Origin of the sequence: Pseudomonas sp. Irchel s3h9, assembly GCF_900187475.1 — a bacterium.
GTDB classification, from domain to species: domain Bacteria; phylum Pseudomonadota; class Gammaproteobacteria; order Pseudomonadales; family Pseudomonadaceae; genus Aquipseudomonas; species Aquipseudomonas neuropathica.
In genome coordinates, this window is record NZ_FYDH01000001.1 from 496314 (window position 1) to 518806 (window position 22493).

17 protein-coding genes are annotated in these 22493 nt (G+C 59.7%); 12 read left to right on the top strand and 5 right to left on the bottom strand.

Features of this window, described 5'->3' with window-relative positions:
* The first annotated feature begins 136 nt into the window (after positions 1-136).
* The 3 genes from CKW26_RS02110 (at position 137) to CKW26_RS02120 (ending at position 6877) form a co-directional block, all read left to right on the top strand.
* The gene (locus CKW26_RS02110) at positions 137-3412 is read left to right on the top strand and encodes a DUF2126 domain-containing protein (RefSeq protein WP_095047307.1); all 3276 of its coding nucleotides are present in this window, start codon (positions 137-139) and stop codon (positions 3410-3412) included.
* 88 nt (positions 3413-3500) lie between these two features.
* Positions 3501-5987: a circularly permuted type 2 ATP-grasp protein gene (locus tag CKW26_RS02115; RefSeq protein ID WP_095047308.1), complete on the top strand. Its 2487-nt coding sequence runs from the start codon at positions 3501-3503 to the stop codon at positions 5985-5987.
* The gene (locus CKW26_RS02120) at positions 5987-6877 is read left to right on the top strand and encodes a transglutaminase family protein (protein WP_095047309.1); all 891 of its coding nucleotides are present in this window, start codon (positions 5987-5989) and stop codon (positions 6875-6877) included. The genes CKW26_RS02115 and CKW26_RS02120 overlap by 1 nt, the downstream gene beginning before the upstream one ends.
* Positions 6878-7087: 210 nt before the next feature.
* Here CKW26_RS02120 and CKW26_RS02125 read toward each other — a convergent pair whose 3' ends face one another.
* The gene (locus CKW26_RS02125; protein ID WP_095047310.1) at positions 7088-7285 is read right to left on the bottom strand and encodes a hypothetical protein; all 198 of its coding nucleotides are present in this window, start codon (positions 7283-7285) and stop codon (positions 7088-7090) included.
* 68 nt (positions 7286-7353) lie between these two features.
* A complete protein-coding gene (locus CKW26_RS02130; protein ID WP_093430190.1) occupies positions 7354-7941 on the bottom strand; it encodes a TIGR00730 family Rossman fold protein in 588 nt (195 codons plus the stop codon).
* A 340-nt stretch (positions 7942-8281) separates the two neighbouring features.
* Between CKW26_RS02130 and azu the strand changes: the two genes are divergently transcribed.
* Positions 8282-8725: an azurin gene (azu, locus tag CKW26_RS02135; RefSeq protein WP_095047311.1), complete on the top strand. Its 444-nt coding sequence runs from the start codon at positions 8282-8284 to the stop codon at positions 8723-8725.
* Between the two features lie 172 nt (positions 8726-8897).
* Here azu and nadE read toward each other — a convergent pair whose 3' ends face one another.
* The 3 genes from nadE to CKW26_RS02150 all read right to left on the bottom strand — a co-directional run bounded on the left by nadE (position 8898) and on the right by CKW26_RS02150 (position 12069).
* Positions 8898-9725 carry an ammonia-dependent NAD(+) synthetase gene (gene nadE, locus CKW26_RS02140; protein WP_093430191.1) on the bottom strand — a complete coding sequence of 276 codons (828 nt, stop codon included), beginning with the start codon at positions 9723-9725 and terminating at the stop codon, positions 8898-8900.
* 4 nt (positions 9726-9729) lie between these two features.
* Complete coding sequence (gene pncB / locus CKW26_RS02145; RefSeq protein WP_093430192.1) at positions 9730-10953, bottom strand: nicotinate phosphoribosyltransferase; 1224 nt, start codon at positions 10951-10953, stop codon at positions 9730-9732.
* A gap of 213 nt (positions 10954-11166) precedes the next feature.
* Complete coding sequence (locus CKW26_RS02150) at positions 11167-12069, bottom strand: LysR family transcriptional regulator (RefSeq protein ID WP_095047312.1); 903 nt, start codon at positions 12067-12069, stop codon at positions 11167-11169.
* 162 nt (positions 12070-12231) lie between these two features.
* On the opposite strand from CKW26_RS02150, the gene CKW26_RS02155 reads away from it, so the two are divergent.
* The 8 genes from CKW26_RS02155 (at position 12232) to CKW26_RS02195 (ending at position 22305) form a co-directional block, all read left to right on the top strand.
* Positions 12232-13722 (top strand): aldehyde dehydrogenase family protein, encoded by a 1491-nt coding sequence (locus CKW26_RS02155; protein ID WP_007915887.1) that lies wholly within the window; start codon positions 12232-12234, stop codon positions 13720-13722.
* Positions 13723-13872: 150 nt separating this feature from the next.
* Positions 13873-15156 (top strand): FAD-binding oxidoreductase, encoded by a 1284-nt coding sequence (locus CKW26_RS02160; protein WP_095047313.1) that lies wholly within the window; start codon positions 13873-13875, stop codon positions 15154-15156.
* 368 nt (positions 15157-15524) lie between these two features.
* Complete coding sequence (locus CKW26_RS02165; RefSeq protein WP_038360427.1) at positions 15525-16658, top strand: ABC transporter substrate-binding protein; 1134 nt, start codon at positions 15525-15527, stop codon at positions 16656-16658.
* A 241-nt stretch (positions 16659-16899) separates the two neighbouring features.
* Positions 16900-17814: a branched-chain amino acid ABC transporter permease LivH gene (locus CKW26_RS02170; protein ID WP_095047314.1), complete on the top strand. Its 915-nt coding sequence runs from the start codon at positions 16900-16902 to the stop codon at positions 17812-17814.
* A 3-nt stretch (positions 17815-17817) separates the two neighbouring features.
* The gene (gene livM, locus CKW26_RS02175) at positions 17818-19119 is read left to right on the top strand and encodes a high-affinity branched-chain amino acid ABC transporter permease LivM (RefSeq protein WP_095047315.1); all 1302 of its coding nucleotides are present in this window, start codon (positions 17818-17820) and stop codon (positions 19117-19119) included.
* Positions 19116-19988, top strand: coding sequence for an ABC transporter ATP-binding protein (locus CKW26_RS02180; RefSeq protein WP_016985385.1), 873 nt, complete (start codon positions 19116-19118; stop codon positions 19986-19988). Before livM ends, CKW26_RS02180 begins: the two co-directional genes overlap by 4 nt.
* Positions 19985-20701: an ABC transporter ATP-binding protein gene (locus tag CKW26_RS02185; protein WP_007915900.1), complete on the top strand. Its 717-nt coding sequence runs from the start codon at positions 19985-19987 to the stop codon at positions 20699-20701. The genes CKW26_RS02180 and CKW26_RS02185 overlap by 4 nt, the downstream gene beginning before the upstream one ends.
* A gap of 839 nt (positions 20702-21540) precedes the next feature.
* Positions 21541-22305, top strand: a complete 765-nt coding sequence (locus CKW26_RS02195) for an SDR family oxidoreductase (protein ID WP_007915905.1) — start codon at positions 21541-21543, stop codon at positions 22303-22305.
* Positions 22306-22493: the final 188 nt, after the last annotated feature.

The window sequence follows — 22493 nt, forward strand, 5'->3', positions numbered from 1 at the left end:
TCAGCCCAAACCATTTCCCCGCATCGCCCGATTTTGGTGCTGTACTGTCCTAAGCATTCCGGGAAAGCGCCCAAGCCTCTGCATGGCATAAGTTTTGCGCGCTTTCGAATACGCTTAGGCTCGCAGGAGGCACGCCGTGTCGATTCATGTCGCATTGCATCACGTCACGCATTACCGCTATGACCGCGCTGTCGAACTCGGCCCGCAGATCGTACGTCTGCGCCCGGCCGCCCACAGCCGCACGCGGATTCTGTCGTATGCCCTGAAAGTCTCGCCCGAGCAGCATTTCATCAACTGGCAGCAAGACCCGCAGGGCAACTACCTCGCGCGATTGGTGTTTCCCGAGAAAACCAATGAGTTACGCATCGAGGTCGATCTGCTCGCCGAAATGGCGGTGTTCAACCCGTTCGACTTCTTCCTCGAACCCTACGCCGAGAAAATCCCTTTCTCCTACGCCGCCGATGAGCGCAAGGAACTGGCGCCGTACCTCGAAACCCTGCCGCTGACGCCGAAATTCAAAGCCTATCTGGACGCCATCGACCGCACGCCGCTGCCGGCGGTGGACTTCCTTGTGGCGCTCAACCAGCGCTTGAGCGAAGACATCGGCTACCTGATTCGCATGGAGCCGGGCGTGCAGACCCCGGAACACACCCTTGAACACGCCTCCGGTTCCTGCCGCGATTCGGCGTGGTTGCTGGTGCAACTGCTGCGCAACCTCGGGTTGGCCGCGCGGTTTGTCTCCGGTTATCTGATTCAACTGACCGCCGACGTGAAAAGCCTCGATGGCCCGTCCGGCACTGAAGTCGATTTCACTGATCTGCACGCCTGGTGCGAGGTGTATTTGCCTGGCGCTGGCTGGATCGGCCTGGACGCCACGTCCGGGCTGTTCGCCGGCGAAGGGCATATCCCCTTGGCGTGTAGTCCCGATCCGTCCTCGGCGGCACCGATCAGTGGCTTGGTCGAGCCGTGCGAATGTGAATTCAGCCATGAAATGTCGGTGGAGCGGATATGGGAGGCGCCGCGCGTCACCAAGCCCTACACCGACGAGCAGTGGCTGGCGATTCAGGCGCTGGGACGGCAGATCGATGCCGATCTGCTGGCGGATGACGTGCGCCTGACCATGGGCGGCGAGCCGACCTTCGTTTCCATCGATGACCCGGATGGCGCCGAGTGGAACACCGCCGCGCTGGGGCCGGCCAAGCGGCGACTTTCCGCTGAACTGTTCCAGCGCATGCGCAAGCATTACGCGCCGCAGGGTCTGGTGCATTTCGGCCAGGGCAAGTGGTATCCCGGCGAGCAACTGCCGCGCTGGTCGCTCAATTGCTATTGGCGTCGCGACGGTGTGCCGATCTGGCACAACAACGCACTGATCGCCGATGAGCAGCAGGACTACGGAGCGGATGGCGAGTTGGCCGGACGCTTCCTCGCCAGTGTCGCCGAGCGCCTGAAATTGCCTACACGTTTTGTCTTCCCGGCCTACGAAGACAATTTCTACTACCTCTGGCGCGAGGGCACGTTGCCGAGCAATGTCAGCGCCGAAGATTCACGTCTTGAGGAACCGCTTGAGCGCGCACGCTTGCGCAAGGTGTTCAGTCAGGGCCTGAACAAGGTGATCGGCCAGGTATTGCCGCTGGCGCGCACCGCCAAGGGTGATCAATGGCAGAGCGGGCGCTGGTACCTGCGTGACGAGCATTGCCGACTGGTGCCGGGGGATTCGCCGTTGGGCTATCGCCTGCCGTTGGGGTCGCAGCCGTGGGTGAAGGCCGCCGAGTATCCGTTCATTCATCCTCAGGATCCGAATCAAGACTTCCCTGAGTTGCCGGAAACCGCGCAGCTCAACAGTCATGGCGAACCTGCCACGACAGACGAACGCGTGCCGAAAATCGACGAATCCGCCGACTGGCTGACCCGCACCGCGTTTTGCGCCGAGGCCCGCGAGGGGCGTTTGTACCTGTTCATGCCGCCGCTGGAGCGGGTTGAGGATTATCTGGAACTGGTGGCCGCCATCGAAGCCACCGCCGAAGAGCTGCATTGCCCGGTGCTGCTGGAAGGCTATGAGCCGCCAAGCGATCCGCGTCTGAGCAATTTCCGCATCACCCCGGACCCGGGTGTGATCGAGGTCAATGTGCAGCCGTCGGCGACTTGGGACGAGTTGGTCGAACGCACCGAATTTCTCTATGAAGAGGCGCGCCAGACCCGCCTGACCACCGAGAAATTCATGATCGACGGTCGTCACACCGGCACCGGCGGTGGTAACCATTTCGTTCTCGGTGGGGCGACGCCGGCGGACTCACCGTTTCTGCGCCGCCCGGATCTGCTGCGCAGCCTAATCAGTTACTGGCACAACCATCCATCGTTGTCGTATCTGTTTTCCGGCTTGTTCATTGGCCCGACGTCTCAGGCGCCGCGTGTCGATGAGGCGCGTAATGATGCTTTATATGAACTGGAAATCGCTTTTGCGCAGATGCCGGAGCCGGGCGAGGAATGCGCGCCGTGGCTGGTTGATCGACTGCTGCGCAACCTGCTGATCGACGTCACCGGCAATACGCACCGTGCCGAGTTCTGCATCGACAAACTGTATTCACCGGACGGCGCCACCGGGCGTCTCGGCTTGCTTGAGCTGCGTGCCTTTGAAATGCCGCCCCATGCGCGCATGAGCCTGGCCCAGCAGTTGTTGCTGCGGGCGCTGGTCGCGCGTTTCTGGCGCGAACCTTATGCGCCGCCGAAACTGGCGCGCTGGGGCACTGAACTGCACGACCGTTTCCTGCTGCCGCACTTTATCGAACAGGATTTCGCCGATGTCATCGTCGAACTGAACAACGCCGGTTATCCGCTGCGCGCGGAATGGTTCGCAGCGCATCTGGAGTTTCGTTTTCCCAAGGTCGGCGATTACGCCGTCAACGGCATCGAACTGGAGCTGCGTCAGGCGCTGGAACCGTGGCATGTCCTGGGCGAGGAGGGCGCGGCTGGCGGCACGGTGCGTTATGTCGACTCATCGCTGGAGCGTTTGCAGGTCAAGCTCAAAGGCCTGCCGCCGCAGCGCTATATGCTGACCTGTAACGGCATCGCCGTGCCGTTGCATCCGACCGGACGGGTTGGCGAGTTTGTCGCGGGTGTGCGTTACCGCGCATGGCAGCCGGCCAACTGCTTGCAACCGACCATCCCCGTGCACGCACCGCTGGTGTTCGACCTGCTCGACACCTGGATGGGCCGCTCGCTGGGCGGTTGTCAGTACCACGTCGCGCATCCGGGCGGGCGCAATTACGAGACGTTGCCGGTCAATGCCAACGAAGCCGAGAGCCGGCGGATGGCGCGATTCTTCCGCGTCGGACACACGCCGGGGAAACTTCCTGTACCGAATATAGAAATCAGTGACGAGCTACCGATGACAATCGATTTGCGACGTTTCTAAGGCCTACGCGACACGCGGATTTTTCGTATATCCGCGCGTCATGTGGCTGCGTTAGTCTGACCGTTCCTTGCTGTCTGCCGAGCTTTCCATGCCTGACCTGCTAGACCGCTACCCGCTTACGGCGGGCACTTATCACGAACTGCTCGACGGCAGTGGCGCGGTGCGCCCGCACTGGCGGCGTTTGTTCGATCAGTTGCAGCGCAGCACGCCGGCGCAACTGGTGCAGCGTCAGGCACTGCTGGCGCGGCAGATTCAGGAAAACGGCGTCACCTATAACGTCTATGCCGATCCCAAGGGCGCTGATCGGCCGTGGGAGCTGGATCTGCTGCCCCACGTGATTGCTGCGGATGAATGGCAGCAACTGTCGGCAGGTATCGCCCAGCGTGCGCGACTGCTCAATGCGGTGCTGGCCGATTTGTATGGGCCGCAGCGGCTGATCTGCGAAGGCTTGTTGCCGGCAGAGCTGGTGTTCGGCCACAACAATTTTCTCTGGCCGTGTCAGCATGTCGCGCTGCCGGAAGAGACGTTTCTGCACCTGTACGCCGTGGATCTGGCGCGTACACCGGACGGGCGCTGGTGGGTCACCGCCGATCGTACGCAAGCGCCATCCGGCGCCGGCTATGCCTTGGAAAACCGCACCATCGTGTCGCGCGCCTTTCCCGAGTTGTACCGGGATCTGAAGGTGCAGCATCTGGCCGGCTTCTTCCGCACATTGCAGGAAACCCTCGCGCGACAAGCGCCCAGTGACGATGACGCGCCGCTGGTGGTGTTGCTCACGCCGGGGCGCTTCAATGAAAGCTATTTCGAACATTTGTATCTGGCTCGGCAACTTGGTTATCCGCTGGTCGAGGGCGGTGACCTGACGGTGCGCGACGCCACGGTCTACCTGAAAACCCTCAGTGGTTTGCGTCGGGTGCATGCGATCATGCGCCGGCTCGATGATGATTTCTGCGATCCGCTGGAGTTGCGCACGGACTCGGCACTCGGCGTTCCCGGGTTGCTTGAGGCAGTACGCCAAGGGCGCGTTCTGGTCGCCAATGCGCTGGGTAGCGGCGTGCTGGAGTCGCCGGGATTGCTGGGCTTTCTGCCGAAGATCAACCAATACCTGTTTGGCGAAGAACTGATTTTGCCGTCGATCGCGACGTGGTGGTGCGGTGAGGCGCCGGTGTTGGCCCAAGCCCTGGAAAAACTGCCCGAACTGCTGATCAAACCAGCATTTCCTTCGCAGAGCTTCGCGCCGGTCTTTGGCCGTGATCTGAGTGAAAAACAGCGTCAGGCGCTTGCCGAGCGCATGCAGGCGCGTCCTTATGCTTATGTGGCGCAAGAATTGGCTCAACTGTCCCAGGCACCGATCTGGCAGGCGGAAAATGGTCAACTGCAACCACGGGCGATCGGCATGCGCATGTACGCCGTGGCGGGTGCTGACGGTTATCGCGTGCTGCCCGGTGGTCTGACCCGGGTGGCCGCCGAGGCTGATGCCGAAGTAGTGTCGATGCAGCGCGGTGGGGCGAGCAAAGACACTTGGATACTCGGTGATCGTCCGCCCAGTGGCGAGCAGTGGAAGAGTCAGCGTAGCGTTGGGGTCCATGATCTGGTACGGCGCGACCCGTATCTGCCCTCACGGGTGGTGGAGAACCTGTTCTGGTTCGGCCGATACTGCGAGCGCTGTGATGACAGTGCGCGGTTGCTGCGCATCATGCTCGCGCGGTATGTCGACGGCGACGACCCGCAAGCGTTGCAGGCGGCGGTCGATCTCGGTGAGCGGTTGACGTTGTTGCCGGATGAAGGAGAACTTCCCGAGCGCTTGCTCGCTGCATTGCTCGGTGAAGACTGGTCGTTCAGCCTGCGCGCCAACTTGCAGCGTTTGCAGTGGGCGGCCTCGCAGGTGCGTGGCAAGCTTTCGCGGGAGAACTGGCAGGCGCTGGTGGAGTTGCAGCGCGAAGCGATGGAACTGGATACCGACGAACCCGACTTTGGCGAACTGCTGGACTTCCTCAACCGGCTGGTGATGTCGCTGGCGGCGCTTTCCGGGTTTGCCCTCGACGACATGACCCGCGACGAAGGCTGGCGCTTTCTGATGATCGGCCGGCGCATTGAGCGTCTGCAGTTTCTCAGCAGCAGTCTGGCGGCATTTCTGCGCGGCGCCGGGGCGTTCGATCAAGCGGGCCTCGAATGGCTGCTGGAACTGGGCAACAGCAGTATCACCTACCGTTCGCGTTATCTGGCCGTGGCGCAATTGATTCCGGTGCTCGACCTGTTGTTGCTGGACGAGCAGAACCCGCACGCGGTGTTGTTTCAGTTGAAACTGGTGACCCGCACCTTGAAACGTTTGAACGATGATTTCGCGGCGCCGCGGGAAGCGGCATTGTCGCAACTGGTCGAGCGTCTGGCGCGGTTTGATCTGGGATGTCTGGAGAATCCGCTGTTCGGGGAATCCAGCGTACGAGCCGCTCTGAATGGTCTGGCGGATCTGCTGCAGGACATTGCCGAGGCCAGCGGGCAGGTGTCGGATCGTCTGGCCCTGCGCCATTTCGCCCATGTCGATGATGTCAGCCAGCGCACGGTGTCCGTTTGATGAATGCTCGCTACCAGATCCTCCACGACACCTGTTACCACTACGACAGTCCGGTGTCCCTGGCGCAGCAACTGGCGCACTTGTGGCCGCGTGAATGTGCCTGGCAGCGTTGCACCGAACAGCAATTGCTGATCAGCCCGGACCCGACAGCCCGCCGTGATGAACTCGACGTGTTTGGCAATCCGCTGACCCGGCTGGCCTTCGAACGGCCTCACGATGAATTGCAGGTCAATGCTCGGCTGACTGTTGAGGTGCTGGCGCGGCCGGTGCTGGACTTCAGTCAGTCGCCCGCCTGGGAGCTGACCCGCGATGCGCTGACCTACAGTAGTCAACCGCTTTCCGCTGAGTTGCTCGAAGCTTGTCGCTACCGGTTCCAGTCCCCTTACGTGCATTTGAAAAGCAGCTTCGTCGAGTTTTCGCAAAGTTGTTTTCCGCCGGGCAGGCCGTTGCTGCTGGGTGTGCAGGACTTGATGCAGAAGATCTTCAGTGAATTCACCTTTGATGCCGAGGCGACCCAGGTGGCGACACCGCTGGTGGAAGTGCTGGAACGGCGGCGCGGGGTCTGTCAGGACTTCGCTCACCTGATGCTGGCGTGCGTGCGCTCGCGAGGGCTGGCAGCGCGTTATATCAGCGGCTATCTGCTGACCCAGCCACCGCCGGGGCAACCACGCCTGATCGGCGCTGATGCGTCGCACGCCTGGGTGTCGGTGTTTTGTCCGGTGCTGGGCTGGGTGGATTTCGATCCGACCAACAATGTGCAGCCGGCGCAGGAACACATCACGCTGGCGTGGGGGAGGGATTTTTCCGATGTGTCACCGTTGCGCGGGGTGATTCTGGGCGGCGGCAATCATGACCCGGAAGTGCGCGTCACCGTGATGCCCCTGGATTAACGACGATGAAACTGTAGGAGTGAGCCTGCTCGCGATAGCGGTGTGTCAGCAGCAAATATTTACACTGATACACCGCTTTCGCGAGCAGGCTCGCTCCCACAGGGGATTTTGGTGTATTGGGGAGGGGAAGGGCTGTGAGGGCCGGCAGTGGAACCGCCAGCCCCGTCACAAATCCGCAGGGTCTGATTCGATGATCAAACCCGGTGGGGTTCAGGCGTCGGGCGCCTGATCTTTCGGTGTTTCAGTCGCTTCGGTTGCATCAACATCATCTTGCGTCGCCACTTCACCGTCAGGGTTCAGTGCCGCTTCCTCAGCGGTTTGTTTCTTGCGCTGAAGCTTTTCCTCTTTCTTCTGTTCCTTTGCCAGGTCTCGTTGACGTTTGGCGAAGGAGTAATTGGGTTTGGCCATGGGCGATCCTCTTGGGTCGAAGGTGAGGTTGAGCGGCGCATATTCTGCCTTGTATCGGTGCCTCGTGGTTAGCCGGGTTTTTGGTCGACCCATTTTGGCGTGACGGTCGGCTTCCAGTTATCCAGGGCATCGAGCAGCGTTTGCGCTGATTCACTCACTTGCAGCATGTCACGGTGTGGCGCGCGAACGAAGCCTTCGCCGACGATATGGTCAAGAAATGCGGTGAGTTTGCTGTAGAAACCGTTCACTTCCAGCAAACCCAACGGCTTGCCGTGGTAGCCGAGCTGGCCCCAGGTCCAGACTTCGAATAGTTCTTCCAGCGTGCCGAGGCCGCCGGGCAGGGCGATGAAGGCGTCGCTCAGCTCGGCCATGCGTGCCTTGCGCGCGTGCATGCCGTCGACCACTTCCAGGCGCGTCAGGCTCTTATGGCCGATTTCCTTGTCCATCAGGCTCTGCGGGATGATCCCGATGACTTCACCGCCAGCAGCCAGCGCGGCATCGGCGACAATTCCCATCAAACCCACGGCGCCACCGCCGTAGACCAGGGTCAATTTACGTTCGGCCAAGGCCCGGCCAAGGGCGACGGCGGCTTCGGTGTAGGCCGGAACAGTGCCGGCGTTGGCACCGCAAAATACACACACGGATTTCAGAGACATGCCTTCCTCCTGGGTCAATCCGTCACAGGGTAATGGCTGGCAAGCCTCGATCCAAGGCCTAAACTTCGCGTTCAGGAGATTCAAAGGTACCGCTGGCGCCACAGGCGTAGGCAGCGAGCAAACTGCACAACAGACCGTTAAAGAACATGATAGGCACTCCGTCTCAGTAGATGCGCCGATCTTACGGCCGGCCGTTGCATCTGGCCGTTAGATTGTTTCGATGAATGTCATAGCCTGAAAGTTGTATACAATTTTTGACTCAAGTCATAGGAACTTGCGAAGATTTCAGGCAGTCTTTCCATCATTCGTGTTTTTGTTAACCCTGCCTTGGAGATTCACCATGTTTTCCAAAGTTGTTGCGGTATCCCTGCTGGCGTTGGCCAGCAGCCAATTGATGGCTGCTGAGTGCAAAACCACCGTTGACTCCACCGATCAGATGTCCTTCAGCACCAAAGCCATCGAAATCGACAAGAGCTGCAAGACTTTCACTATCGAACTGACTCACTCCGGCAACCTGCCGAAGAACGTCATGGGCCATAACCTGGTGATCAGCAAAGAAGCTGACATGCAGCCGATCGCCACCGCTGGCCTGGCCGCCGGTATCGACAAGAACTACCTGCCGGAAGGTGACGCACGCATCATCGCTCACACCAAGATCATCGGCGCCAAGGAAACCGATTCGCTGACCTTTGACGTAGCGAAGATTGCTGATGGCGGCTACGGCTTCTTCTGCTCGTTCCCTGGCCACATCTCGATGATGAAAGGCACGATTACTGTCAAGTAATCAGGACCACCGCGTTATCGTTCTTCGCCAGCAGGCTCGCTCCCACAGGTTTGCGCCGTCAATGTGGGAGCGAGCCTACTCGCGAAGGGGCCATCTGCATCAACTGATGTCTGGGCCAAAGAAAAGCCCGCTGAGGATCACTCCTCAGCGGGCTTTTTCATTCCATCAGCGCTTACGGCGCAAACGGCATCACGCGCTTGTGATGGGTCTTGTTGTAGGTCGCAACGATGATGTCGAACGCTTCCTGACGCACCGGTTCGCCGTGCAGGAACGCATCGATCTCGGCATACGTCACGCCATGCGAAGCCTCATCAGGTTTGCCCGGCGACAAATCCTCAAGGTCCGCCGTGGGCACTTTCTCGACCAGCGACTCCGGCGCACCAAAGCTGCGCGCAATCGCACGAACCTGATTTTTCACCAGACCACTGAGCGGTGCCAGATCACAGGCACCGTCACCGAACTTGGTGAAGAAACCCATCACCGCTTCCGCCGCATGATCGGTACCGATCACCAGACCGTGCGCCGCGCCGGCGATGGTGTACTGAGCAACCATGCGCATCCGCGCCTTGGTGTTGCCCAGTACGAAATCCACCGACACCGCGTGCTTGCCTTCAAACGCCGCCACTTCACTGGCCAGCGACTTCACCGCCGGGCCGATATTTACGGTATGGCGCTCGTCCGGCGCGATGAAATCCACCGAGGCCTGGGCGTCGTGTTCGTCAAACTGGGTTTCGTAAGGCAGACGCACGGCGATGAATTTGTAGCTGTTGTCGCCGGTCTGGTCACGCAACTCGCGCATCGCCCGCTGGGCCAGCAGGCCGGCGGTCAACGAATCGACGCCGCCACTGATGCCCAGCACCAGCGTCTTGAGCCCGGAATTGACCAGGCAATCCTGAATAAAGGTGATGCGCCGGGCGACTTCGGCCTGCAGGGCCTTGTGGTCGGCGAACGGCGGTTGCACCTTGAGCTGTTCAGCAATCTCACGCTGTACGGCTTGCATGAATTCACTCCTTGCTAGATAGACTGGAATCGGCAGGAACCTGGAAAACGTGCCGCAAATAGGCGACAAAATTCGGGTCTTTACAGTGGGTCTTGCCTGGCTCGTCGGAGATCTTTGCCACCGGTTGGCCGTTGCAGGCGGTCATTTTAAGCACGATGCTCATCGGTTCGACACCCGGAATGTCACAGGTGAGGTTGGTACCGATGCCGAAGCTGACGTTGATCCGCCCGTGCAGCGCACGGAAGATCTCCAGCGACTTGGGCAGGGTCAGGCTGTCGGAGAACACCAGGGTCTTGCTCATCGGATCGATGCCGAGTTTGTGATAGTGCGCGATGCATTTTTCGCCCCACGCCACAGGATCGCCGGAGTCATGGCGCAGGCCGTCAAACAGCTTGGCGAAGAACAGGTCGAAGTCGCCGAGGAACGCATCGGTGGTGATGCAATCGGTGAGCGCGATCCCGAGCAGGCCACGGTATTCGCGAACCCAGCAATCAAGCGCGGCGATCTGGCTGTCGATCAGCCGTGGACCGAGTTGCTGGTGCGCCATTATCCACTCGTGGGCCATGGTGCCCAGCGGTTTCATGTCCAGCTCGCGGGACAGGTGTACGTTGCTGGTGCCGACGAAACGCCCGGGGAAGTCGTGTTTGAGTACATTCACCACTTCAGCCTGCACGCCATACGAAAAGCGGCGGCGGGTGCCGAAATCGGCGACCTGCAGTTGCGACAACTCGTCGGCCGAGGCGTTGGCGGTCAGCCAGTCGAACTTGCGATAGAGCTGTTCGCGCGCTTGTTCCAGCACTGTTTCGCGGTAGCGATAGCGGTTGCGCACTTCGCTGACGATCGCCAGCAGCGGCACTTCGTAGAGAATCACATGCAGCCACGGCCCGCGCAGACGGATGAACAGCTCGCCGTTTTCGATGCCGGTGTGCAGATACCGCAGGTTAAAGCGGAACAGCCCGAGAAAGCGCAGGAAGTCCGGCTTGAGGAAACTGATGCGCTCGAGAAAGCTCAGTTGATCGGCGCTCAGGCTCAGTTCGGCCAGACGCTCGATCTGAAAACGGATCTCGGCCAGATACGGGCGCAGATCTTCGCTATTACGGCAACGAAACTCCCATTCGACTTCGACGTTGGGATAGTTGTGCAGCACCGCCTGCATCATCGTCAGCTTGTAGAAGTCGGTGTCGAGCAGGTTCTGCACGATGCGATCGGCAAACACGCTCTCGCTCATAACGGGGTCTCCAGGTGCGCCGCGCCTGTGCGCGGTCTCATTCGATGGCGCTAGTGGCGCATATCAGGGACGAAGATTGCCAGCAATTTTTTAGATCACCGCAGAACCCTTGTGGGAGCGAGCCTGCTCGCGAAGGCGTCATTTCAGTCGAAATGGGTATTGAATGTGCCGGCCTCTTCGCGAGCAGGCTCGCTCCCACATTTTTCAATCGGATCAGTCATTCGGGCTATCGATCTGCTCCAGCATCCATTTCACGAAATCCCGTACCTTCGGCACTTCTGCCGCATGCTCCGGGTATGCCAGGTAATAGGCATCGGTGCTGGGCATGGCATGCTCAAAAGGAATGACCAGTTTGCCGTCGGCTAATTCCTCTTCCACCAGAAATCGCGGCAACAACGCCACACCGCAGCCAACCTGCGCGGCACGGATGCACATATAAAAGGTTTCGAAACGCGGCCCGTGATAGCTGTGTTCGGTCTGGTAACCCTGACTGTCGAACCAGTCGTGCCAGGCCTGCGGGCGCGAGGCATTTTGCAACAGGACCAGATCGGTGAGTTGCGTCGGATCAGTAAACGGCTTATCAGGCAGGCTACCCGGCGCGCACACCGGCACCAACTCTTCGCCGAACAACTTCAGGCATTCAGTGCCGGGCCGTGAACCTTGGCCGAAGTAGAACGCCAGATCGCTGCGCCCTTGCAGCAGATCATCCGCTTCCTGCTCGTTGCACAAGTCCAGATGAATCGACGGATGGCGTAGCCGCCAGCCTTTCAGGCGCGGCACCAGCCAGCGCGCGCCGAAGGTCGAGGGCGTCGAGACGCGCAGGACTTCGGTCTCGCCGCCGTAGGAACGCAGGTAATGCGTCGACATCTCCACTTGTGTGAGGATTTTTCGTACTTCAACCAAGTACAAATCCCCTGCCGGGGTCATCTGCAAACGTCGACGCACGCGGCGAAACAATAAATGCTGCAACAGCTCTTCAAGCTGCGCGACCTGTTTGCTCACCGCACTCTGGGTCAGATTCAGTTCCTCAGCGGCGCGAGTGAAACTGAGGTGCCGGGTCACGGCCTCGAAACACTGCAGGGCGGTGATCGAGGGCAAGTGGCGTTTGTTCAGCATGGCCGATCCTTTTCTTGTCTTTCTAGCGCAGCATGAATAAACGGAATGATATCTCGCGTAAAGGTCGTTTGTTGCCTTGCCATTGTGACGCTACAACTAAAGGCCTGCCCGGTCGCGAAAAAGCGTCCGCACACATTCAGTTTTTTGCTTGAGGAGTGACCCATGGTTGCCGCATTGCTTGATCGTCTTGGTGTGAACCCGGCCCTTTATCAGAACGGCAAAGTGCCGGTGCATTCGCCGATCGACGGCAGCCGCATTGCCGCCGTGAACTGGGAAGGCCCGGCCGAAGTCGAGCAGCACATCAGTCGCGCAGATCATGCGTTCGAGCAGTGGCGCAAGGTGCCGGCTCCGCGTCGTGGCGAGCTGGTGCGTCAATTCGGTGAAGTACTGCGCGAATACAAGGCTGATCTCGGCGAACTGGTTTCCTGGGAGGCGGGCAAGATCACTCAGGAAGGCTTGGGTGAAGTGCAGGAGATGATCGACATCTGCGATTTTGCCGTCGGCCTGTCCCGCCAGCTGTACGGTTTGACCATTGCCTCCGAGCGTCCGGGCCACCATATGCGTGAAACCTGGCATCCGCTGGGCGTGGTCGGGGTGATCAGCGCGTTCAACTTCCCGGTTGCGGTGTGGGCATGGAACACCACGCTGGCACTGGTTTGCGGCAACCCGGTGGTGTGGAAACCATCGGAGAAAACCCCGCTGACCGCACTGGCCTGCCAGGCATTGTTCGACCGCGTGGTGAAGAATTTTACCGATGCGCCAGCGAACCTTTGCCAAGTGATCATCGGTGGTCGCGATGCCGGCGAAGCGCTGGTCGATGACCCGCGTGTCGCACTGATCAGCGCCACCGGCAGCACGCGCATGGGCCGTGAAGTCGCGCCGAAAGTCGCCGCGCGTTTCGCCCGCAGCATTCTGGAACTGGGCGGTAACAACGCGATGATCCTCGGCCCGAGCGCCGATCTGGACATGGCGGTACGGGCGATTCTGTTCAGCGCCGTCGGTACTGCCGGGCAGCGTTGCACCACCCTGCGTCGACTGATTGCCCACGAATCTGTGAAAGAAGAAATCGTTACTCGCCTCAAAGCTGCGTACTCGAAAGTGCGCATCGGCAATCCGCTGGAAGGCAATCTGGTCGGCCCGCTGATCGACAAGCACAGCTTCGAAAACATGCAGGACGCGCTGGAGCAGGCGTTGAGCGAGGGCGGTCGTGTGTTCGGCGGCAAGCGTCAGCTTGAGGATCAATTCCCCAACGCCTACTACGTTTCGCCGGCGATCGTTGAAATGCCCGAGCAAAGTGATGTGGTTTGCAGTGAGACCTTCGCACCGATTCTTTATGTAGTCGGCTACAGCGATTTCCAGGAAGCGCTGCGCCTGAACAACGCGGTGCCACAAGGTTTGTCGTCGTGCATCTTCACCACCGATGTGCGCGAGGCCGAGCAGTTCATGTCGGCAGTCGGTAGCGACTGCGGCATCGCCAACGTCAACATCGGCCCGAGCGGTGCCGAAATTGGCGGCGCGTTTGGTGGCGAGAAAGAGACCGGTGGCGGGCGTGAGTCCGGCTCGGACGCGTGGCGCGCCTATATGCGCCGGCAGACCAACACCGTGAACTACTCGCTGGAGTTGCCGCTGGCGCAGGGCATCACATTCGACTGACAGGTGGAGATCCCTCCTTGTGGGAGCGAGCCTGCTCGCGAATACGGTGGGTCAGTCGACATTGATGTTGGCTGATACGCCCCTTTCGCGAGCAGGCTCGCTCCCACAGGATCAGCACTGTGTTTGGCAGGTTTCTGTTGGAGTCTGGCAATGCCGTTACGCGAAGAATGTCTGTGGGAAAAGCTCACGCCACAAAGGCCGGATAAAACCGCGCTCAAAGGCGAAGTCAAAGTCGATGTCTGCGTGATCGGCGCCGGGTTCACCGGGTTGTCGGCGGCGCTGCATCTGTTGGAAAAAGGCAAAAGCGTCTGCGTGCTGGAGGCTCATCGCGCGGGGCACGGTGGTTCCGGGCGTAACGTCGGACTGGTCAACGCCGGCATGTGGATCCCGCCGGACGAGATCGAAGCCGGTTTCGGCGAAGCGGTGGGCAGCCAGCTCAATCGCATGCTCGGGGGCGCACCGGCGCTGGTGTTCAGCCTTGTGGACAAGTACAACATCGATTGCCAGTTGCGCCGCGAAGGCACGTTGCACATGGCGCACAACGCCAAGGGCGAGGCGGATTTGCGCAGCCGCGAGCAACAATGGAAACGTCGCGGCGCACCGGTTGAACTGCTGACCGGCAAGGCCTGCGAGCAAGCCACCGGCACGCAAAAGATTGCCGCGGCTTTGCTCGATCGCCGCGCCGGCACGCTCAACCCGATGGCTTATGTCACCGGGCTGGCCAACGCGGTGAGCGGTCTCGGCGGGCAAATGTTTGATCATTCGCCGGTCACTCGCCTTGAGCGTCAGGGCGCGAAGTGGTCGGTGCAGACCGAACACGGTTCAGTGCTGGCCGAGCAAGTGGTCATCGCCTCCAACGCCTACACCGAGGGCGACTGGACCGAACTCAAGCGCAACTTCTTCCCCGGTTACTACTATCAGGTCGCTTCGGTGCCGCTGACCGAGGACGCCGCGCAGGAAATTCTCCCGGGCGGGCAGGGTTCATGGGATACGCGGCAGGTGCTGAGCAGCATCCGCCGTGACAAAGAAGGGCGGTTGTTGCTCGGCAGCCTGGGCAACGGCAATCAAAAACCGACCTGGTTTCTCAAGGCCTGGGCCGATCGCGTGCAGCAGCATTATTTCCCCAATCTGAAACCGGTCGAGTGGGAATGCACCTGGACCGGGCGTATAGCTTTTACGCCAGATCACCTCATGCGCCTGTTCGAGCCGGCGCCGGGGCTGGTGGCCGTCACCGGTTACAACGGCCGTGGCGTCACCACCGGCACCGTGGTCGGCAAGGCTTTCGCTGATTACCTGTGTAACGGAAATCCTCAAGCGCTGCCGATTCCCTTCGCACCGATGCAGCCCCTGACCGGTGTGGGCTTGCGCAGTTGCCTGTACGAGGCCGGGTTCTCGCTGTATCACGCGGGCCAGTGCCTGCGCATTGTGATTTGAGTGTTGAAATATGTTGCCGGACGCGGCGCTTTTTCACGTAGCGACTAGCCTGTAATGGTGCGGGTTGTAGCAGTCCCGCACCAGCAGTGTGCAGTTCGGTGACGCGGGTTGTTACAGGCTGGTTGCACGTCGTTTGGCGCCGCGGTTGCAATGATGGCGCGTGCGGGTTGCGCCTGAAAAAATAAATGGTTTCACCTTCCGCGGTTTAGACGGTTGCACGCCCAATGAAAATGGGAACGAAACAGTCGAAATAACAAGAAAGCAGCGACTTTTTGAAGAATAAAAAACCGATGGCACGGCCCTTGCTCAGAGCAATCAGTGAAGTGAAGTCGCAGTGCCAACTAAAAAAAACCTTGGAGCACCACCTCATGTCCCAGACGTTTTACAAGAAAGGCTTTCTGGCCCTCGCAGTGGCTACTGCGTTGGGTGTTTCTGCGTTTGCTCAAGCTGATGTGAAAATCGGTGTAGCGGGTCCAATGACGGGCGCCAACGCGGCATTTGGCGAGCAGTACATGAAGGGTGCACAGGCAGCGGCTGACGCAGTCAACGCGGCAGGCGGCGTCAACGGGGAGAAAATCGTACTGGTCAAAGGCGATGACGCCTGCGAACCGAAGCAGGCCGTGACGGTCGCCAAGGACCTCACCAACCAGAAAGTCGCCGGCGTGGTCGGTCATTTCTGCTCCTCTTCGACCATTCCAGCGTCGGAAATCTACGACGAAGCCGGGATCATCGCGATCACCCCGGGCTCGACCAACCCACAAGTCACCGAGCGTGGCCTCAGCGCCATGTTCCGTATGTGCGGGCGTGACGACCAGCAAGGCATTGTGGCCGGCGACTACATCGTCGACGTGCTCAAGGGCAAGAAAGTCGTCGTACTGCACGACAAAGACACCTACGGCCAAGGCCTGGCGGATGCCACCAAAGCCCAACTGGTCAAGCGCGGCGTGACGCCTGTGTTGTACGAAGGCCTGACCCGTGGCGAAAAAGACTTCAGCACTATCGTTACCAAGATCCGTGGCGCTGGCGCCGACGTCGTCTACTTCGGCGGTCTGCACCCGGAAGCCGGCCCGCTGGTTCGCCAACTGCGTGAACAAGGCCTGAAAGACGTCAAGTTCATGTCCGATGACGGCATCGTGACTGACGAGCTGGTGACCACCGCCGGTGGCCCGCAATTCACCGATGGCGTGCTGATGACCTTCGGCGCCGACCCGCGTCTGTTGCCAGAGAGCAAGACCGTAGTGGACGCTTTCCGCAAGGCCGGTACCGAGCCTGAAGGCTACACCCTGTACGCCTACGCTTCGGTGCAAACCCTGGCTGCCGCGTTCAACGGCGCCAAGTCCAACAAGGGCGAAGAGGCTGCGGCCTGGCTGAAGAAAAATCCGGTGAAAACCGTGATGGGTGAAAAAACCTGGGACTCCAAGGGCGACCTGAAAGTCTCCGACTACGTGGTTTACCAGTGGGACAAGGACGGCAAATATCACCAGCTGGAAAAACAGAAGTAAGGGCTGACGCGACCCTTTGAACTCCGCAAAGCCCTGTGGGAGCGGGCTTGCCCGCGATGACGGCCTGACAGTCGACAACTGTGTTGAATGTTCTACCGCTATCGCTGGCAAGCCAGCTCCCACAAGGTCCTGTGGTGATCGAACCGTTCGCGCTCTGACATTGCTCCGACGTAAATCTGTATTTTTCCTAGAAGAACCGCACTCCACAGGTGTGCAGGTTCTCACTGCGTGAGATTGCGTTATGGATGGTATTTTCCTGCAGCAACTGGTCAACGGCCTGACCCTCGGGTCGGTCTATGGCCTGATCGCCATCGGCTACACAATGGTCTACGGCATCATCGGCATGATCAACTTCGCCCACGGCGAGGTTTACATGATTTCTGCTTACCTGGCGGCAATCAGTCTGGCTCTGCTGGCGTACTTCGGTATCGAATCTTTCCCACTGCTGATGCTCGGCACGCTGATCTTCACCATCGTCGTCACGGCGGTGTATGGCTGGGTCATCGAGCGTGTCGCTTACAAACCCCTGCGCAACTCCACCCGCCTGGCACCGTTGATCAGCGCCATCGGTATCTCGCTGATCCTGCAAAACTATGCACAGATCGCCCAGGGCGCCAAACAACAGGGCGTACCTACCCTGCTGAGCGGTGCGTGGCGTGTTGAAATCGGTACCGGCTTCGTGCAACTCACCTACACCAAAGTCTTCATTCTGGTGGCCGCATTCGTCGGCATGGGCCTGCTGACCTACGTCATCAAGTACACCAAGCTCGGACGCATGTGCCGTGCGACCCAGCAAGATCGCAAGATGGCTTCGATCCTCGGCATCAATACCGATCGGGTCATTTCCTATGTGTTCATCATCGGTGCAGCCATGGCGGCGCTGGCCGGCGTACTGATCACCATGAACTACGGCACTTTCGACTTCTATGCCGGCTTCATTATCGGCATCAAGGCGTTCACCGCTGCGGTGCTTGGCGGGATCGGTTCACTGCCTGGGGCAATGCTCGGCGGGATCATCCTCGGCATCTCCGAGTCGCTGTTCTCCGGCCTGGTCAACTCCGACTACAAAGACGTGTTCAGCTTCTCGCTGCTCGTACTTGTTCTGGTCTTCCGGCCGCAGGGCCTGTTGGGCCGTCCTCTTGTGTCGAAGGTGTAAGCGATGTCTTCAACCACTCAAAAATCCATCGATATCAAAAAAAGCCTGGTTGAGGCGATTCTTGCCGGCCTGATTGCCCTGATCGTTTTCGGTCCGATTGTCGGCGTCGTGCTCGAGGGTTACAGCTTCAACCTCGAACCGACCCGGGTGGCCTGGATCATCGGCATTGTCATGATCGGCCGCTTTGCCCTCAGCCTGTTCCTGCAAACGCCCAAGGGCCTGAAAATTCTCGACGGATTCGAGAGTACTGGCTCTGGGGTGCACGTGCTGCCTGCCGATCACAAATCCTCGCTGCGCTGGATCATCCCGCTGCTGATTGTGCTGGCCGTCATCGTGCCGTTTGTCTCCAACTCCTATCTGCTCGGCGTGGTCATCCTCGGCTTGATCTACGTGCTGCTGGGGCTGGGGCTGAACATCGTGGTCGGTCTGGCCGGTCTGCTCGACCTCGGTTACGTGGCGTTCTACGCCATCGGCGCCTACGGTCTGGCGCTCGGTTATCAGTACCTCGGCCTGGGCTTCTGGACGGTGTTGCCATTGGCGGCGATCACGGCCGGGCTGGCCGGCTGCATCCTCGGTTTCCCGGTGCTGCGCCTGCACGGCGACTACCTGGCAATCGTGACCCTGGGCTTCGGTGAAATCATTCGCCTGGTCCTCAACAACTGGTTGTCACTGACCGGCGGCCCGAACGGCATGCCGGCGCCATTGCCGACGTTCTTCGGTCTGGAGTTCGGTAAGCGGGCGAAGGATGGCGGGGTGCCGTTTCACGAGTTCTTCGGCATCGCCTACAACCCGGATGTGAAGTACTACTTCATCTACGCGGTGCTGTTCCTCGTGGTGTTGGCCGTGTTGTACATCAAGCATCGTCTGGTGAAAATGCCGGTCGGTCGCGCCTGGGAAGCCTTGCGTGAAGATGAAATCGCCTGCCGCTCGATGGGCCTCAACCACGTGTTGGTCAAGCTCTCGGCGTTCACCATCGGTGCATCGACCGCCGGTCTTGCCGGTGTGTTCTTCGCGACCTATCAAGGCTTCGTCAACCCGACCTCGTTCACCTTCTTCGAATCGGCGCTGATCCTCGCCATCGTCGTGCTCGGCGGTATGGGCTCGACCATCGGTGTGGTGATCGCCGCGTTCGTGCTGACGGTTGCTCCGGAATTGCTGCGCGGCTTCGCTGAATACCGCGTGCTGCTGTTCGGCATCCTGATGGTGTTGATGATGATCTGGCGACCACGCGGGCTGATCCGCATCAGCCGGACCGGGGTCACTCCACGCAAAGGTGCCATTCACTATGAGAGGACTGCGCCATGAGTGAAGTCGTACTCTCTGTTGAAAAACTGATGATGCATTTCGGTGGCATCAAGGCCTTGAGCGATGTCAGCCTGAAGGTCAAACGCAACTCGATCTTCGCCCTGATCGGCCCCAACGGTGCTGGCAAGACCACTGTGTTCAACTGCCTGACCGGGTTCTACAAGGCCTCGGGTGGCAAGATCGAACTCAACGTGCGCGGCCAGCAGACCAACGTCATCCAGTTGCTCGGCGAGTCGTTCAAACCGACCGACTTCGTTTCGCCGAAATCTTTCCTCAGCCGCATGTACTACAAAATGTTCGGCGGTACGCACTTGGTGAACCGGGCAGGCCTGGCGCGGACGTTCCAGAACATTCGCCTGTTCAAGGAAATGTCGGTACTGGAAAACCTGCTGGTGGCCCAGCACATGTGGGTCAACCGCAACATGCTGGCCGGCATCCTCAACACCAAGGGCTACCGCAAGGCCGAAAGTGACGCGCTGGATTGCGCGTTCTATTGGCTGGAAGTGGTCGATCTGGTGGACTGCGCCAACCGGCTCGCCGGTGAGCTTTCCTACGGCCAACAGCGTCGTCTGGAAATTGCCCGGGCCATGTGCACGCGGCCGCAGATCATCTGCCTCGACGAACCGGCCGCCGGCCTCAACCCTCAGGAAACCGAAGCGCTCAGCGCGATGATCCGGCTGCTGCGCGACGAGCACGATCTGACCGTGGTGCTGATCGAACACGACATGGGCATGGTTATGAGCATTTCCGACCACATCGTGGTGCTGGACCACGGCATCGTCATCGCCGAAGGCGGGCCTGAAGCGATCCGCAACGACCCGAAGGTGATCGCAGCCTATTTGGGCGCCGACGAAGAGGAGCTGGTATGACGCAACCGATCCTCGAACTCAAAGACCTCGACGTCTTCTATGGCCCGATCCAGGCCCTCAAAGGTGTTTCGCTGCAGATCAACGAAGGGGAAACCGTCAGCCTGATCGGCTCCAACGGTGCCGGCAAATCGACGTTGCTGATGTCGATCTTCGGCCAGCCACGGGCGGCAGGCGGGCAGATCCTTTATCAAGGCGTCGACATTACCCACAAGTCCTCGCACTACATCGCCTCCAACGGCATCGCGCAATCGCCGGAAGGGCGGCGAGTGTTCCCCGACATGACCGTCGAGGAAAACCTGCTGATGGGCACCATCCCGATTGGCGACAAGTACGCCAAAGAGGACATGCAGCGTATGTTTACGCTGTTTCCACGGCTGGAAGAGCGACGTAACCAACGGGCGATGACCATGTCTGGTGGTGAACAGCAAATGCTCGCCATTGCCCGTGCCTTGATGAGCCGACCAAAGTTGTTGCTGCTCGATGAGCCGAGCCTGGGCCTGGCGCCGATTGTGGTGAAGCAGATTTTCGCGACCCTGCGGGAATTGGCGAAAACCGGCATGACCATTTTCCTGGTTGAGCAGAACGCCAACCATGCGCTGAAGCTTTCGGACCGCGCATATGTGATGGTCAACGGCGAGATTCGCCTGACGGGCACGGGTAAAGAGTTGCTGGTGAATGAGGAAGTGCGTAACGCCTATCTGGGCGGGCACTGATTCCTCGACGTTATGCACAGCCCCGGCGACGCAAGTCCCGGGGCTTTTTCATTCCTCAAACATACCGCACGCCTGTGTAGGAGCTGCCGAAGGCTGCGATCTTTTGATGTTGTCTTTAAAGATCAGGAGATCGCAGCCTTCGGCAGCTCCTACAGGGAATTGATCAGTGATTTCAAGTGTTGCGTGGAATTGTGGAAAACAAATTCCCCAAGCTGCCAAAGCGCGACATATAGACGCTGCAAATGGCTGTTTTTCCACAGTTTTGACTTGTCCCCGGTTACTGTGGAGCTGGCTGTGAATAACGTGGGTGTATCTGGCTGGACGCCTTGTAAACCGTGGCTTGCAAGTGTGTGGTTGTTTTTTGATCAGGCGTTTTTGAGAGGGCTGAAGACGTCGTTGTCAATCTTTTTCTAGACATTGCCAATCGGCCGGTTCCAGGTGAACAAGGCTGTGGATAAGTCTGTGATTAAACTCTGGAAAGACCGCGCTGAGCGCCGTAATTACTGGCCTCGCGCAATCACTGTGCTAAACGTCCGTTCGTGCAAAATGCCATCTCCCGCACATCCGCCACTTCAGGGTCAAGCAAAAAACTTTCTATTTCGCCCGCAAAGCCTTGTGTGGCGCGGCTTTGCGCGTTTCCAGTTGCCCCCGGAAACTGTGGAAGGGACTGTGGATAACATGCGTGCACATGGCTACAGGCCACGGTCGCTATGGCGTTGGCATGTCTGGTTGTTTTTTGTACAGCTTGTGGGTGTTGCCCGTGAATGCGCGGGCGGGCATGCTGCCTGCTGATTTTCTATTCCAAGGGCTGCCCCGGCGGCCGAAGCAAGGAGAACACGATGTCCAACACCCTGTTTATCACCGGCGCGACTTCCGGATTTGGTGAAGCCTGTGCCCGCCGTTTTGCCGAGGCTGGCTGGAAACTGGTGCTGACCGGCCGTCGTGAAGAACGCCTCAATGCGTTGTGCGCCGAATTGTCGAAACAGACCGAAGTGCACGGTCTGGTGCTTGATGTGCGTGACCGCAAGGCCATGGAGGAGGCGATTGCCAATCTACCGCCGTCGTTCGCAAAGCTTCGCGGGTTGATCAACAACGCAGGTCTGGCGCTGGGCGTGGATCCGGCGCCGAAGTGCGATCTCGACGATTGGGACACCATGGTCGACACCAACGTCAAAGGCCTGATGTACGCCACCCGCTTGCTGCTGCCGCGCCTGATCGCCCATGGCCGTGGCGCCGGCATCGTCAACCTTGGCTCCATTGCTGGCAACTATCCGTATCCGGGCAGCCACGTGTATGGCGCGACCAAGGCGTTCGTTAAACAGTTCTCGCTGAACCTGCGTTGCGACTTGCAAGGCACGGGCGTGCGGGTCAGTAACATTGAGCCGGGGCTGTGCGAGAGCGAGTTCTCGCTGGTGCGTTTTGCCGGCGATCAGGAGCGTTACAACGCGACCTACGCTGGTGCCGAGCCGATCCAGCCGCAGGACATTGCCGAGACGATTTTCTGGGTGATGAACGCGCCGGCGCACATCAACATCAACAGTCTGGAATTGATGCCGGTGAGCCAGACCTGGGCGGGTTTTGCCATTGAGCGTAACAAGGCCTGACACCGCGTCACGGCCAATCGCTGGCAAGCCAGCTCCCACAGGGTTATCGGTGCACACGAATCTTGTGAGCGACTCGGTACTTGTGGGAGCTGGCTTGCCAGCGATGAGGCCAGCACAGGCAATAAATCCCGATAAGGTAAACTCCCCTCGCAACAACCCAACCGCACCCCGCGGTTTTCAAGGTTTTT